Origin of the sequence: Planctopirus limnophila DSM 3776 (assembly GCF_000092105.1) — a bacterium.
GTDB classification, from domain to species: Bacteria; Planctomycetota; Planctomycetia; order Planctomycetales; family Planctomycetaceae; genus Planctopirus; species Planctopirus limnophila.
On the sequence record NC_014148.1, the window covers coordinates 2,821,108 to 2,836,276 of the forward strand.

The 15,169-nt window shown below is 53.1% G+C and carries 13 protein-coding genes; 8 read left to right on the top strand and 5 right to left on the bottom strand.

Annotation, left to right across the window (positions count from 1 at the left end; genetic code table 11):
- Nucleotides 1-197: 197 nt before the first annotated feature.
- Complete coding sequence (locus PLIM_RS11255) at nucleotides 198-1,454, bottom strand: serine hydroxymethyltransferase (protein ID WP_013110444.1); 1,257 nt, start codon at nucleotides 1,452-1,454, stop codon at nucleotides 198-200.
- Between the two features lie 453 nt (nucleotides 1,455-1,907).
- On the opposite strand from PLIM_RS11255, the gene PLIM_RS11260 reads away from it, so the two are divergent.
- The 4 genes from PLIM_RS11260 (at nucleotide 1,908) to PLIM_RS11275 (ending at nucleotide 5,444) form a co-directional block, all read left to right on the top strand.
- Nucleotides 1,908-3,236, top strand: a complete 1,329-nt coding sequence (locus PLIM_RS11260) for a tetratricopeptide repeat protein (protein WP_013110445.1) — start codon at nucleotides 1,908-1,910, stop codon at nucleotides 3,234-3,236.
- 209 nt (nucleotides 3,237-3,445) lie between these two features.
- The gene (locus PLIM_RS11265; RefSeq protein WP_013110446.1) at nucleotides 3,446-4,288 is read left to right on the top strand and encodes a hypothetical protein; all 843 of its coding nucleotides are present in this window, start codon (nucleotides 3,446-3,448) and stop codon (nucleotides 4,286-4,288) included.
- On the top strand, nucleotides 4,285-5,040 hold the full coding sequence (scpB, locus tag PLIM_RS11270; RefSeq protein WP_148227084.1) for an SMC-Scp complex subunit ScpB: 756 nt from the start codon (nucleotides 4,285-4,287) through the stop codon (nucleotides 5,038-5,040). Before PLIM_RS11265 ends, scpB begins: the two co-directional genes overlap by 4 nt.
- A 212-nt stretch (nucleotides 5,041-5,252) precedes the next feature.
- Nucleotides 5,253-5,444 (top strand): hypothetical protein, encoded by a 192-nt coding sequence (locus PLIM_RS11275; RefSeq protein WP_013110448.1) that lies wholly within the window; start codon nucleotides 5,253-5,255, stop codon nucleotides 5,442-5,444.
- A 141-nt stretch (nucleotides 5,445-5,585) separates the two neighbouring features.
- On the opposite strand, the gene PLIM_RS11280 is transcribed toward PLIM_RS11275, so the two are convergent.
- From PLIM_RS11280 to trpC, 3 genes are all read right to left on the bottom strand, one after another.
- On the bottom strand, nucleotides 5,586-6,239 hold the full coding sequence (locus PLIM_RS11280) for a hypothetical protein (RefSeq protein ID WP_013110450.1): 654 nt from the start codon (nucleotides 6,237-6,239) through the stop codon (nucleotides 5,586-5,588).
- Nucleotides 6,240-6,371: 132 nt separating this feature from the next.
- Complete coding sequence (locus PLIM_RS11285; protein ID WP_013110451.1) at nucleotides 6,372-6,965, bottom strand: phosphoesterase; 594 nt, start codon at nucleotides 6,963-6,965, stop codon at nucleotides 6,372-6,374.
- Between the two features lie 78 nt (nucleotides 6,966-7,043).
- Nucleotides 7,044-7,865: an indole-3-glycerol phosphate synthase TrpC gene (gene trpC, locus PLIM_RS11290; RefSeq protein ID WP_013110452.1), complete on the bottom strand. Its 822-nt coding sequence runs from the start codon at nucleotides 7,863-7,865 to the stop codon at nucleotides 7,044-7,046.
- Between the two features lie 83 nt (nucleotides 7,866-7,948).
- Between trpC and PLIM_RS11295 the strand changes: the two genes are divergently transcribed.
- The 4 genes from PLIM_RS11295 (at nucleotide 7,949) to PLIM_RS11310 (ending at nucleotide 12,101) form a co-directional block, all read left to right on the top strand.
- Nucleotides 7,949-8,926, top strand: coding sequence for a CPBP family intramembrane glutamic endopeptidase (locus PLIM_RS11295; protein WP_013110453.1), 978 nt, complete (start codon nucleotides 7,949-7,951; stop codon nucleotides 8,924-8,926).
- Nucleotides 8,927-9,052: 126 nt separating this feature from the next.
- Nucleotides 9,053-10,297, top strand: coding sequence for a tyrosine--tRNA ligase (gene tyrS, locus PLIM_RS11300; RefSeq protein WP_013110454.1), 1,245 nt, complete (start codon nucleotides 9,053-9,055; stop codon nucleotides 10,295-10,297).
- A 62-nt stretch (nucleotides 10,298-10,359) separates the two neighbouring features.
- Nucleotides 10,360-11,439, top strand: coding sequence for a Gfo/Idh/MocA family protein (locus PLIM_RS11305; protein ID WP_013110455.1), 1,080 nt, complete (start codon nucleotides 10,360-10,362; stop codon nucleotides 11,437-11,439).
- 107 nt (nucleotides 11,440-11,546) lie between these two features.
- Nucleotides 11,547-12,101 (top strand): NADAR family protein, encoded by a 555-nt coding sequence (locus PLIM_RS11310; RefSeq protein WP_013110456.1) that lies wholly within the window; start codon nucleotides 11,547-11,549, stop codon nucleotides 12,099-12,101.
- A 50-nt stretch (nucleotides 12,102-12,151) separates the two neighbouring features.
- Here the strand turns inward: PLIM_RS11310 and topA are convergent, their stop codons facing one another.
- Nucleotides 12,152-14,839, bottom strand: a complete 2,688-nt coding sequence (gene topA, locus PLIM_RS11315) for a type I DNA topoisomerase (protein ID WP_013110457.1) — start codon at nucleotides 14,837-14,839, stop codon at nucleotides 12,152-12,154.
- Nucleotides 14,840-15,169 lie beyond the last annotated feature (330 nt).

The following is a 15,169-nucleotide window of genomic DNA, read 5'->3' on the forward strand; positions in this document are numbered from 1 at the left end:
AGCTCGCTCAAGAGGTAGTGCGGTCAAGGAATGCCCGTCGGAAGCACTTTCCGAGATGGAGGGAGTTCAAATTTGCCGGTTGTAGCAAATTGAGGGATTGGTGCTTTCAGGGAAACAACCTGGTTCCCTGAAAGCCACTTAAAATCCGCAGGGAGATTCAGGCAGACCGCGTCTGTTCAGAACCGCCGACTTGATCATTACAGCGCAATGCCGGGAACTGGATAATTCTTGCAGAACTCGCAGATCTCCTGGCGAATCTTGCCCAGGGTGGTTGCATCTTCCGGATGCTTGAAAATCTGCAGGATCCACTGACCGACCTGCTGCATTTCCGCTTCTTTCATTCCACGAGTCGTGAGCGCCGGTGTGCCGAGTCGAATTCCGCTGGGGTCCAGCGGCTTGCGTGTATCGTAAGGAATCATGTTTTTATTGGCGGTCACACCGGCGACATCGAGCGCATGTTCGGCGATTTTTCCAGTCAAACCGACAGATGTGACATCACACAGCATCAGATGATTATCCGTCCCCCCAGAAGCCAGACGCACGCCCCCTGCCACTAATGTCTCAGCCAATGTGCGAGCGTTTTTGATGACCTGTTCAATATACTGTTTGAAAGCTGGCTGAGCCGCTTCACGGAAGCAGACCGCTTTACCAGCGACCACATGCTCCAGAGGCCCGCCCTGCAATCCGGGAAAGACTGTTTTGTCGATCGTTTTGCCATGCTCTTCTTTGCAGAGGATAAACCCGGATCGGGGCCCACGCAAAGTTTTATGAGAGGTCGAAGTCACAAAGTCCGCATGGGGCACCGGACTGTTGTGCAGGCCGGCTGCCACCAATCCGGAATAATGGGCCATATCGACCATGAACAACGCACCCACCGACTTCGCAATTTCGGCGAACTTTCCATGATCGATTTCGCGAGGATAAGCACTGGCTCCGGCAATAATCAGCTTCGGCTTGTGCTCCTTTGCCAGACGAGCCACCTGATCAAAATCAATCCGGTGATCGGACTCTCGCACACCATAATGAACTGCGTTGTACAGAATTCCCGAAAAATTCAATCCCATGCCATGCGTGAGATGGCCACCATGGGCGAGATCCATCGCCAAAAAAGTGTCTCCCGGCTTCAAAAAGCCCATAAAGACAGCCATATTGGCTTGCGAACCGGCATGAGGCTGTACGTTCGCATATTGGGCACCGAACAGCGTGCAGGCCCGTGTTCGAGCAATGGACTCGATCGTATCGACATGCTCGCAACCACCGTAGTAACGCCGACCCGGATACCCTTCGGCATACTTATTCGTAAGGACTGAGCCCACCGCTTCGAGCACAGACTGACTGGTGTAATTCTCTGAGGCAATCAGTTCCAGACCGTCATGCTGCCGGACTTCTTCTTGTCGAATTGCACCAGCAATCTCAGGATCTGCAGCGGTCAGCACAGGCATACGGTCGGCCATCAATTACTCTCCCTGATATCAATTGCTTATTCTGATCATCGATTTGCCAGTTTGGACAGAACGTCCTCAATGGCGCGTGCTGTACTGATCAATCTGGTCTTTGCTCCAAATTATAGGCAATGCAAGCGAGCTTCGCACCTGTGCTCCCTGATGGGCACGTAATTCCAGAGTATCGTGATTGCTCTCCGTGTCTTAGCACCATGAATCTGTGAAACCAATGGGCCAATTGAAGGTCGTATCCCGGTGACGACATTTCGAAAAAGGTTGTCGCATCGGTAAATCAATTCTGGCGCGAAAAGTCAGACAAAAATGCTTTGATCCAACCTGTGGTGAATTGGCAATCGAACGTTCGATCCCCCACAATATCTGGATACTCCACAACTTTGCTAAACAGCAGTCAGCCGTCCGCCGGATGATCAACCTCCGCGATTTTCTTTGCTCAGGAACATTTTGATGAACTCTGCGGAAACTCCGATCACCTCCGCGGAATCCACAAGTCCACTGAAAAGCACGGCTCCACTTCAAGGTGAGCGAGTCACATTTACGGGAACGCTGGCTTCGATGACCCACCGGGAAGCAGCCGGATATGTCGAGCAGTTTGGGGGAACTTTCACGACTCAGGTTTCCCAGCAGACAACCCTGCTGGTCGTCGGCGATGAAGGTTGGCCACTGGAAGAAGATGGTCAACCTTCGTTAAAGCTGGAGGCTGCTCGTGAACTGCTCGAACGGGGATTCCCGATCAAAATTCTGAGCGAACCCGAATGGCTGCAGTTGATTGAGCTGGAAAGCCCTTCTCCAGCAGATCGCAGGGTTTTTACGCCAGCCATGCTGAGTCAGTTAATGAAACTTCCCGTTTCGCGCATCCGTCATTGGGAACGCCTGGGACTCATTCGACCAGTTCGACGAGTTTGCCGATTGCCTTACTTCGACTTTCAGGAAGTGACGGGGGTTCGCCGACTGGCAGATCTGATTTCTACCGGGATTTCTCCCAAGAAAATCGGAGCCAGCCTGGAGAAGCTGAAGTCGCTGCTCCCCACGATTGAAAGACCTCTGGCTCAACTCGAAATTCTCTCGCAAGACCATCAACTTTACATTCGGGACGCTGCCAGCCTGCTGGATCCCCAGACAGGTCAGCGGATCTTTGATTTCCATGAAATCACTCTCAGCGACGGCGAAAGTTCGGCAAACAAGCTGGAATCAGACGATGGTTCCGCTTCTGAAAATACGCTGACAATCCCCTTTCCTGGCCATACCAAAGCGATTCATGGCCTGCAGAATCCCTCCAGAAACTGGGGAGCCAATGAATGGGCTCATGCCGGTTCAACATTGCTCGACTCCGGCGAAACAGTGGCCGCCATCCAGGCTTTTCGCAGAGCCTTGCTGCTGGCTCCTCACGAAGCCTCGATTCATTTTCAATTAGCCGATGCCTTATACCGCTCTGGAAATTATGCGGGAGCCGCAGAACGGTATCATGTGGCTGTGGAATGCGATGCCGAGTATATCGAGGCCTGGACGCAACTGGGGTGTGTCCTGGCACAAATGGGTGATACCAAGGCAGCCAGCGAAGCGTTTGAAGCTGCCCTGCTGCTCCACCCGGATTATCCCGATGCTCATCTGCATCTGGCAGAACTTTTTGAGCAGATCGGCCAGCATTTGAAAGCCCGTCCTCATTGGCTGCGCTATCTCGACTTCGACAACCGCGGGCCATGGGCCGATATGGCCAGAGAACGATTGGAACGATCTCATGGTGATGCTTCTGAATCCCCACTTGAAAACCTGTAAGAATTCAGATCACCCGTCAATCTGGCGAGGATAGAGAACACGGGCCAATTCCAAGGCGACTTTCATGAGAGTTGCACAGTTCAATTCTGATGAGTTGTCATTGTAGAGAATTCTCGACTGGGCTAAATTTCAACTCAAGTTGATGGCAGCGAGATTCTCAGATCGACCTGACGGGATGTCGGGGTAGAACAGACAGGGAGGTTTCAAACATGCGTGCGAGCTCCCAGGGGTCATTCACCACACTGTTACTACTCGTACCAGTCCTGGCAGTGCCACTCTTTGCGATTTTTGGCCTTCCGGAAATTTCGACGGATACTCATCAGACGTCGCTCGAAGAAGAGTTCCCGGAACTCTCGGATGTAACGCCGCTGGCCTCCGACGCTAAAGCTTTTGGTGCTGGGGCATTACCTTCTGAGACATCGTCTGCCCTGCCAGCAAGCACTACGCCTCTCACCGAACATCCCGAGGGAGTGGCCGGAAATTCAGAGCCTCCACTTTGGAGTAATAATCAAGGGAGCAATAATCAAAACCCTCCTGATCAGAAAGCGCCCGGGACCACTCCTGCCGATGCTGGCGCGATGGCCTGGGCCGATACAACCTCTCCACCCGTCGGAACTGCACCACGAACACTGCCCAACGCATCCGCATCTCCATTAAGCAATTCTGAATTGCATGGCATGGTCCACGGGGAGTTTGCAGAACATGAGATCGATGGCTCCCCTGCAACAGGTGTGATTCCTGCTGGCAACACAGAAATTGCTGTCGCTCCCCAGACTCCTGGAAAAATGGGCGGAAAGAAGTCATCCCGCGAAAAGCCAGCAGATACTCCCCCTTTAACCTGGCAAGATGCCGTGCAGAGGCTCCACGCATTACAGATTCGAAACTTCCGCCTCGAACCTGGTGCTGAACCTTCCGTGTTCGTATTCATCTGCTCATACACACCGGCAGACAACCCACGGATTTCGTACCGTTTTGAAGCCGAGGCTAACGAACCACTCAAAGCTGTCGAGAAGGTTCTTCAGCAGATTGAAGAGTGGAGTTCCTCACGATGAGCATGCCCCTGCCCTGGGCTCGCACTTCGGGAAACTTTCAGCAAAACAATTCGTGGCAGGTCAATCACGAACATCGCTGGAAGCAAGGCCACTCGGCTTCGTCATTTCAGTGGTTGATCCAACCGCAATCACCCGCCGGCCCGCCTGCTCATATCTTTGGACTGGAACAAAGCCCCGGCTCAGCCAGTTCTGTACGAACATCCCGGCTGGCGAGATTGGAAGCGATTCTCTTTGTCGCCGATGGCCCGCTTCCTATCAAAAAGCTGACCAACTTAGCCAGCCTCACAGATGTTCGAGAAGCCGAGCAAATGATTCGCTGGCTCAACCAGAGTTATCAGTTCACCCACAGTCCCTATCAGATTTACCCTCTGGCGGGCGGATACCAGCTTCTGACAAACCCTGATTATCAGCCCTGGCTCACTCGCCTGAACACAACTCGCAAAGCTCCCCAACTGACACCATCCACATTAGAAACATTGGCAATCATCGCGTATCGGCAACCAGTCACACGTGCCGATGTCGAGCAGATACGTGGTGTGCAGTGTGTCGATATTCTCAAACAACTGATGGAAGACGGGTATGTCCGTCTGGCAGGTGAAGACGCAAGCCTAGGCCGGCCTTACCTTTATGAAACAACGAAGAAGTTTCTGGAGGAATTGGGGCTGGCCAGTCTGGATGACCTTCCCCATCGCGATGCTTTTCCATCTCGCCACTCGAATACCAACAATGGGAAGAGTGAAAAAGCTGCGTAAGATAATCGCGGTATGCTGGTCGTGACGAGCAGCCAAGATCGTTGTCAAGCATCTGGCTTGATTTTCGAGATTATTTTTCAATTTTCTCGTGATTTTTCTTGGCGAACCCATCAGCCATTTTTATTGTGTAGTCGTGGTCGAACGTCTCATTTCATATGGTTCGTTGCCGCTCTTTTCCAAACTGGCGATGATTCCCTTCTGGAGGCTTCCAAATGTCCTCACTTGCCGCCACAAAAGTTGATTCGGGTGCGAATGTTGATCTTGTCGAAGAGCTTCGTCTGAGAGCTTGGGCTCGCTCTCATTATGAACCTGCCGACCGCCGTAGTCGTCGACTGCATCCCATTGTGCTGGATGAAATGCAACGCAAGGATCAGGAGCAGATCACTCCCAGCCATCCCAGGTAATCAGCAATTCAATCTGTTTTGCGATTTCGCTGAATGGGCATCAACGAAAAGTGCCACTGGAGAATTTCGCTTTCGGCGAGCTTCCCCAATGGCACATTTTCATTAGCAGACATGGAACGCATGACGTTCCGTGTTATTCAATTAACGGCGAATTGTCGCACCATCGCGCACAGCAGTCCCGGGTTGAGATCCGGTTGACGCACCCTGTGGTGCACTCCCCTGAATCGTGCTCGTGGCGGGTGTTGCGGAGGGATCGGGCTGTGTGGGTGACGACCAGTTGGAGACAGCCCAATGGGGGTGTGTCGAAACCACTGTCGCTCCCAGATCATCCAGATCGGCACGGAATGATGCTGAGGTGATGTCCGTATTCGGAATCACTCGCTGCAACACGAACCGGCGATTGCTGGCGATGTAAGCAAAGAACTTGCCCTTGCCCAGCTTGTCGTTATCAGCCAGCAGCCTGAGCAGTGCCGTACGAGGCACATCAGCAGCCGAGCGTGGAAGTTCATCCAGCCAGGCCATAATCCATACCACAGAGCGATCCATGCTGAGCACAGTGCTCATGGAAAGTTCCCATTCGTCGTTATTGACATTCGCTTTAAAAACAAAGTCATAACGCTTGTCGAACAGTTTTGCTTCGAGCCCCATGGCCTTGAGCAGCGTTCCCAGACTTTCGTCGCTCAGTTGGCCACGGGCAGCACTTTCCTGAGCCTGCAGCACTTTCGTCGCAGCAGGAACAGTGACCGCCACAGCAGCAGCCCCCAACAGGGATCGACGAGTTAAACCATCACTCATTCTCGACACTCCTTTGTCGCTTCCAGACATCCATGCGCTTGGGCCAACCATTCAAATTCCCTTGAGCGGTCGGCAATAACTGCAGCCACCGTCATTTTCAACAGGCCTGAACAGCCAGACTCTCTCGCGGAGTCAGACTTTTGCGAACAAAGACTTGAGACAAATCTGCGACCAGGTCTCAAAATCCTCAATTTCAGCAACCAATTGTGACGGCGGGGCAAATCCTGACTCTAAGATCGACTCTTCCCGTGGGCGAACTTTTGCCGCTTCTAACTCAAAAACGTGGACAATCCCCAAATGGACGCGTCCCACATCGCTGGAGTCGTCGTTAATCAGGCCCACGCAACGCTCTTTAAACCCTGTCTCCAGAAAGACTTCCTCTTCAATTTCCCGCTCCATTGCCGGGCCATAACGCCGCTCTCCTCCCGCCGGATCTGTCGACGAGATATGCCCGCCAATTCCGATCGATCGTTTCTTGTGCAGCCTGCCCTCTCCCCCCTTGCTACCACGGCGATAATAAAAGATCTCTCCACCATGTGTAAAAATACAGTAAGGAATCAGCTGTTTCAGCGACGGATCGGTTTCGACGGCACTCCGTGGCTCATACCGCGTATGAGCAGGATTCAGCAGTTCTGCCAGATACTTGTCTGTCTCCGCACAGAAACCTTCAAAGTGACCCAGATCGTGGAAAATTTTCGTGGGGACGACCAGCACATGCTCTTCCAAAACATTCTCCAGTTTTGAACTCTGTCGAGGGGGTGGTATGTCCATCAGTTCGATGGAGTTAAAGCGGGTTCTCTGCTGTTATTCGATGACTGCATGACGGGATTGTGGCTTCAATAAAGCCTCGACCGCCGCTCCGACATCCGGCTGTTTCATCAAAGATTCGCCGACGAGAATGGCCCGCGCACCAGCCAGCTTCAAGCGATCCACGTCAGCCCGGGTACGAATACCACTCTCTCCGACCAGCAGCACATCCGCAGGAATTCTTGCTGCCAGTCGTTCCGTCTGCTGCAGGTCTGTCACCATCGTTTTCAGGTTACGATTGTTAATTCCTACCAGCTTTGAGCCAATTGAGAGGACTCGCTCCAGATGTTCTTCATCATGCAGTTCAATAAGTGTATCCATACCAAGTTCTGTCGCCTTACCGAAAAGCTCCTCCATCATCGACTGAGAAAGGCATTCGGCAATCAGCAGAATCGCATCAGCTTCCGCCACTCGCGCTTCAAGAATCTGATACGGATCAATCACAAATTCTTTTCGCAAAAGCGGAACATCGACGGCTCGCCGTATCTGCTTCAAATAGTCCAACGAACCTTGAAAAAAACGTTCGTCAGTCAAGACACTCAGGCAGGTGGCACCATGTTGAACATAAGTCTTTGCCAGAGCGACAGGGTCAAAGTCTGCACGGATCAAACCCGCCGATGGACTGGCTTTTTTGACTTCCGCAATCAGAGCAATATCGTCAGCCTGCTCAATGGCCCGGGCAAACCCACGGGTGGCTGGCAAATCTGCCACTTGTGCCGAAAGCACTGCCGCCGAAACCCGACTTTTCGCCAGCTTTACTTCATCTCGCTTGTGTTCAACAATTTCATCGAGGACATTTTTACTGGTTGATGTCGTCAATCGATTTCTCCCTGTCTGATTTCAAACAGCAATATAACGGCCTCTTCCCCCTTTGTGGTATCTACTTGAATGGAATCCCGACAATGAATAGCACCATTGCCAGCGGGATTTTCATGTCTGTCGTTGTGGGAATTTTTGGAGGTTGCCTCGCCAGCACCATCTGGAGTCTGGCCGCTTTTCTTGACCGCGACATGGCCAGCCCGATTCCTAAACGCCAGCTGAGCGATCAGCAGGCTGCATGGCCCGCACTGGCAACATGGTTGGCCTGCAGTTGGATCCTTTTGTCACTGCTCTTACCTGCCATTCTGCATGTGATCAGTCCCGCACCAAAACCTGCTGCCGAATTCACCATGAACCAGGTTCTCTTTCTGGTCGCACAGAACACGATCATCATGCTGTTTCTGCTATTGGCCATTGATCCCAGGCGATTTCGCGCAGTCGGTATCATCAGCCCGGAACCAGTTCAAGACTTGATTTCAGCGGTGTGGGCCACTCCGCTCATGCTCACTGGTGCCGCGATTCTGCGAATTTCTTTAAGCCCGTGGATCAAGCCTGAAGACAGCCATCCGATTCTCAAGATGCTCTCGTTCGATTCTCCATGGATCAACATCGCGCTGCTGTTGTTGACAGCTGCGATTGTGGCTCCTCTGTTTGAAGAACTATTGTTCCGAGTCATCCTTCAAGGCTGGCTCACTCGTCTGCTGGGAAGGAACTGGTCCATTCCCATCGTTGCGATGGCGTTTGCGGCTGTGCATGGCTGGCCAGATGCGGTGCCACTGCTGCTGGTTGGTTTCATGCTGGGAATCCTCTTTGACCGCAGAAGAAGCTGGCTCTCGGTCGTGGCCCTGCACTCATTTTTTAATGCCACCATGTTGATCATGCAGGTTCTGGCGGTGAACGCGACTCAACCGGCTGCTCCCGAAAAATCTCCAGTCCCTGAACAACAAAATCCACCGATCACAGCACCCGAAGCCATCGAAGTTTCCTTTTCGCAAAAAGCTGGTATCGCTCTCGAAACGCTATTCGAAGATCAACTTCCAATGAAAGTCAGGACTTCTTGAGTTGCACTCAAAGTGCGAGGTCGTCACTTTGACGGCCTTGCATGTATTCTCTTAACAACCATGTTGATATTCATGGATGATGGCCTCCACCGGCCCGATCCTGTCGTTCGAATGATCGAGGTTTTCATGTCCGACGCTCAGCCCGCCCTTGCCTTTCCCCCGGTTGAAGATCAACTCAAGGTGATCTTGCGGGGAGTCGAGAAAGTGGTTCCCGAAGAGGAACTGGCTCGCAAGTTGGCAAAAAGCCGAGAAACCGGCCGTCCGCTGCGAATCAAGTACGGCATCGACCCCACGGGGATTGATGTGCATCTGGGGCATACCGTTCCTTTGAGAAAGCTGAGGCAGTTCCAGGAACTGGGTCACCAGGCTGTGCTGATCATTGGCAACTTCACCGCCATGGTGGGTGACCCCAGTGGGCGCGACCAGGCCCGGGCCAAACGTCTCTCAGCCGAAGAAGTCGAAGCCAACGCGACAGATTATCTGAAGCAGGTGGGTAAAGTTATTGATCTCTCGAAAACCGAAATTCACCGCAATGGTGAATGGTTTTCCAAGATGACTTTTGCCGACATTCTCACGCTGTGCAGCAAGGTGACTGTCGCCCAGCTTTTGACACGCGATGACTTTGCCAAACGCTATGCCAGCCAGTCACCCATTTTCCTGCACGAATGCCTTTACCCTGTGATGCAGGCCTGGGATTCCGTCGAGATCAAGTCCGATATCGAACTGGGCGGCACCGAGCAGCTTTACAGCTTTATGCTGGCTCGCGATCTGCAGCGTGACCAGCAGCTTGAACAGCAGTTAGGGGTGATGTCCCCCATTCTGGTTGGGCTCGATGGCAAAAGACGCATGGGGAAGAGCCTGGGGAATTACATCGGCATTGCTGAGTCACCACTGGCCATGATGAAAAAGTTCATGCAGATTCCCGATGAAGTCATGCCCATGTACTTCGAACTGTTGACGAATATCCCCCTTGATGAAGTTCAGCAACTCTTGGCAGGTCATCCCAAACTGGCAAAACAACGCCTCGCCAGAGAAGTCATTGCCCAATACCATACCTCGACAGCAGGCGATGAAGCGATTCAGCAATGGGAAGCGGAAGTCAGTGCCGGTGCCCTCCCCGCCGACATTGAACAAGTCACCATCGAGGCCTCCGTTGTTTCTAATGGAACTGTGACAGCCGCAATCCTTTTCAAACAGGCGGGGCTGTGCCCCACAACTTCCGATGCGAGGCGGCTGATCAGCCAGGGAGGTGCCTACTTTGGGGACGATCTCCAGGTGATCAGTTCTCATGACCAGGCGATCCCGATCACGAATGGTCTGCTTCTCAAAGCCGGCAAAAAGCGTTACGCCAGGCTTAACCTCCCCAGCTGAAATTGCTTCAACATTCAATCTCAACGATTCCAACTGCTTCCAACTCTTGATTGAAATCCACCATGTCTCAAATCGGTTTTGGCATTATTGGATGTGGCATGATTGCCCATTTCCACGCGAAAGCGATCAAGTCGATTCGCGGAGCAAGCCTCAAGGCCTGCTATAACTCCACCCCGTCCAAGGCGATTTCGTTTGCGGAAGAGCATGGTGGAGTCGCTTGCAGCACGATTGAGGAACTACTCTCTCGCCCGGATGTCGATGTCGTCTGTGTCTGCACTCCCAGCGGTGCTCACTTAGAACCCGCTGTGGCAGCAGCCAATGCCAAAAAGCATGTGGTCGTCGAAAAGCCCCTGGAAATCAGCCTCAAGCGCTGCGACGCCATTATCGAGGCCTGCACTCGAAACCATGTGCAGCTGTGTGCGATCTTCCCTTCACGATTCAGCCCTGCCAATCTCGCTTTGAAACAGGCGATCGATGAAGGTCGCTTTGGACGGCTGACTCTCGGCGATACTTACGTCAAATGGTGGCGCAGCCAGGAGTACTACGACAGCGGTGCGTGGCGAGGGACATGGGCACTTGATGGCGGCGGAGCGTACATGAACCAGGCCATTCATAATGTCGATCTGCTTTACTGGCTCATGGGAGATGTCGATACTGTCAGTGGTATCACCTCGACACTGGCCCACGACCGCATCGAGGTGGAAGACGTGGGCGTGGCCACTTTGAAATTCAAAAATGGTGCCCTCGGCGTGATTGAAGCGACAACCAGTGCCTGGCCCGGCCTGCTCAAACGCACAGAAATCCACGGCACAACGGGTTCCGCGATCATCGAGCAGGATCAGATCACTCTCTGGAACTTCGCCAAACCCAAAGCGAAGGATGCAGCCCTTCTGGAAAAGTATGGGAAAAACTCGGCGATTTCAGGCGGTGCCAGTGACCCGAAGGCGATCAGTTTTCAGAATCATGCCGAGCAACTCAAGGATTTCCTCGCTGCCATCAAGACCGGGCGTACGCCGAAAGTCACAGGCGCCGAGGGCCGTAAGTCCGTCGAAATGATTCTCGCCATCTACCAATCATCCTGGAGCGGAAAACAGGTCCAGCTACCTCTTGCGAAAGATCCAAAGCGACCTGCAAAAAAATAATTTTCTCCGTTCTGGCGCTAACTTCATGAATCACTGGGCTGCTCTTGTGCCGATGATTTTGACTTCAGGATTCTCGGCAATTACCTGCCCCAAGTGGGAAAAAATTCATGCGTGATCTTCATGAACTGCGGCAGAAACATGCGAGTGGTGCAGCCATCGAATTTCTGTACTTCTGGGGGCATACTCCACCTGAAAATGGCGAAGTGAATCACGCCTGCCTGAGCCAGTGGTACCCCTCTCCCTTCACGATCGACGGGGTCGTCTATCCGACGGCAGAACATTGGATGATGGCCTCCAAAGCCAGACTCTTCGGTGATTTTGCCACTCTGGCAGAGATCCGGGCGACCATCAGTCCGAAAGAAGCCAAAGCCGCTGGACGAAAGGTCCGCGACTTCGATGAAGCCCGCTGGGAGGCCCACCGATTTCGATTCGTCGTCGATGGCAACTGGGCCAAGTTCACCCAGAACCATACGCTGCGCCAGTACCTCCTGGGGACTGGCACGAAAGTTCTGATTGAAGCGAGCCCCACAGATCACATCTGGGGAATCGGACTTTCAGAACAAGAGGCGCGAAACTCTTCTCCAGAGCATTGGCCAGGCCTCAATCTCCTGGGATTTGCTCTGATGGAAGTTCGCGAACAGATCTCAGAATTCACCTTCTGAATCAGATCAGCCTGAATCTGAAGCTCTGATTTTCAGAAAGAAGTGCTGGCTCAGGAAACAGACTTCTTTGTGGCTTTCTTGGCTGCCTTCTTTTTGGCTGTCGCTTTCTTGGGCGTGGCCATCGCTGCCGAAGCAGCCGCCTTTTTCGCCGCAGCTTTCTTGGTCACTTTCTTGCCACCCCGGCGTCCAGTACTGCCACCTCCCTTGGCGACTCTCTCATCCAGCAATCGGACAGCCTCTTCTAACGTGACCGAATCGAGTTCCCGCTCTTTGGGAATCGTCGCGTTGGTTTTGCCATGCTTGATGTAAGGGCCATATTTCCCTTCAAAGATCTGGACAGGATCTCCATCCACCGGATGAGCGCCCAGTTCTTTGAGAGGAGCCACTGGTACTCGCACTCTAGCCTGTGCCAGCAGCTCGAGCGCCCGCTCCATCGTCATCTGCAGAATATCGTCTGTCTTGTCGAGCGATTTGTACGTCTTATCGTGATGCACATAAGGGCCATACATGCCGATCCCGGCTTTGACCACCTTACCTGTTTCTGGATGTGGCCCCAACGCCTTAGGGAGCTTCATGTATTCGAGTGCGTCTTCCAGTTTGACGGTCGAAACATCTCGCGTTTTCGGAATCGAAACACGGCGGGGCTTTTCGCCATCTTTCATTTCCCCCAGTTGCAGGTAAGGCCCGAATGGCCCGATCAGCAAAAAGATGGGCAGGCCACTTTCCGGATCAATCCCCAGCGACTGAGGCCCCTGGCTTTTCTGGGTAATCAGTTTTTCGGCCAATTCATTCGTCAGATCGGCAGGAGCGATATCGTCGGGGATCGTTGCAGTGACCGGCTGACCATCGCGCTCCCCTTCAAAGAATGCCCCAAACTTTCCGAGGCGAACTTTAGCGTTCACTCCGTCAATATCGAGCGTGCAGGCTTCGCGAGGATCAATCCCTGCTTCATTCTGCTTGACCTGCTCATCAAGGCCAGTTTCACCTGAGTAAAACGACTTCAAATAGGGCAGACGCTCTGCCTGACCATTCGCGATATCGTCCAGATCCTGCTCCATGCGGGCGGTAAACTGCAGGTCAACCAGCCGCGAGAAGTTTTTCTCAAGCAGCTTTGTGACCGCCATGGCCGTAAATGTGGGTACCAGCTGGTTGCCCTGCTTGCGAACATAGCCACGATCCTGAATCGTCCCGATAATCGAAGCGTAAGTACTGGGACGGCCAATCCCTTCTTCTTCAAGTGTTTTGACCAACGTGGCTTCTGTGTAGCGGGCCGGTGGCTTGGTTTCGTGTGCCAGAGCCTGCACTTCCTTACAAGTCAGCTTTTGACCTTTCTCCATGGGAGGAAGTGCTGCTTCAGAATCTTCGAGTGCTCCTTCGGGATCATCGCTTCCCTCAACATAGGCCCGGAAGAAACCAGCAAATTCGACATGCCGTCCCGTCGCCCGGAATTCCACGTCGAGGGTACCGATTGTCACCGTCTGAAATCGAAGCTGGGCTTCTGCCATCTGGGTCGCGACGGTGCGCTTCCAGATCATGGCATAGAGTGCCCCTTCCCGACCATTGAGACTCAATTCTTCGGCAGTTTTCATCTCGACACCCGCCGGACGAATGGCCTCGTGAGCCTCCTGTGCCGACTTGGACTTTGTCGTGTATTGACGAACTTCCGGGTGCAGAAACTCTTGTCCGTATCGATTCGTCACGCAGGCACGGGAGGCGGAGATCGCCTCTTGTGAAAGGCTGACGCTATCAGTACGCATGTAGGTGATAAAGCCGTTTTCGTAGAGCCGCTGCGCAATCTGCATGGTCTCGCGAGCACTTAGACCCAGTTTGCGGTTGGCTTCCTGCTGCAAGGTGCTGGTGGTGAATGGCGGATAAGGTTTACGCGTCTGCAGCCTGGTTTCGACATTACTGACAACCCAGTCGGGACTCTCTTCCAGTTTTGTTTGAAGAGCCTTCGACTGCGCTTCATCCAGCAGCAACACGTCGGCATCGGTTTTCAGTCGCCCGGTCGACTCATCGAAATCGCGTCCCTGAGCCACACGCCGGCCGCCGACAGTCGCCAGCGCAGCGTCGAAACGGGCGGAACTTGCTGTTGCTAATGCCGCCTTGAGATCCCAGTAACTCCCTTTACGAAAAGCCAGCCGCTCCATCTCTCGCCTGACAAGCACACGCACTGCCACCGATTGAACACGGCCAGCAGATAATCTCGGTGCCACCTTTTTCCAGAGGAGCGGACTGAGCCTGTAGCCGTATAAGCGATCGACGACACGACGAGTTTCCTGTGCTTCCACAAGATTCTGGTCGAGTTCGCGGGTGTTACGAATCGCCTTTTGAATGGCGTCCTTGGTGATTTCTGAAAAGACCATGCGGCTGACAGGGACTTTCGGCTCCAGGAGCTTCATCAAATGCCAGCCAATGCTCTCCCCCTCGCGGTCTTCGTCGGTTGCCAGAATGAGCTCTGAACAAGTTTTCAGGGCATCCTTCAACTCTTTGACCGTCTTTTTCTTGTCTTTGGGTACAACATAAACCGGCTCGAACTGCTGGTCGATGTTGACACCCAGAGTCGCCCACTGCTCTTTTTTGAGTTCTGCGGGGACTTCGGCTGCTCCGGAAGGCAGATCACGCACATGCCCCATGCTGGCCAGGACAATATAGTCCTTCCCCAGATACTCGCCGATTTTGCGAGCTTTTGCGGGAGATTCAACGATCACCAGAGCTTTATGCTGCTTTGCTGCCACGGAGAGTACCTGATGAAGTCTGGAACCAAGTCCACATTGAACTCCCTACCTGGGAACCCCTTGCGGAAAATGACTGGTTGTCAAGAAACGCTGCTTAAGCCAGTCGTGGAACTTGTGCGGGTTATGCGGAAAGCTAGAATGCGTCCCTGTCTGCCATGCACCTAAACAGAAACAGACAAGGGAATTCGTTCCAAGGCATAAGGAATTGTTCCCGCAACTGTCAAGCGCTGACCACTGGGGTTGACGTAAAGGAAGACAAATTGCGGAATAGTTTGATTCTGAACAAATCATCACAGACACAAACCACAACTACGTTTGACTGAACATCAG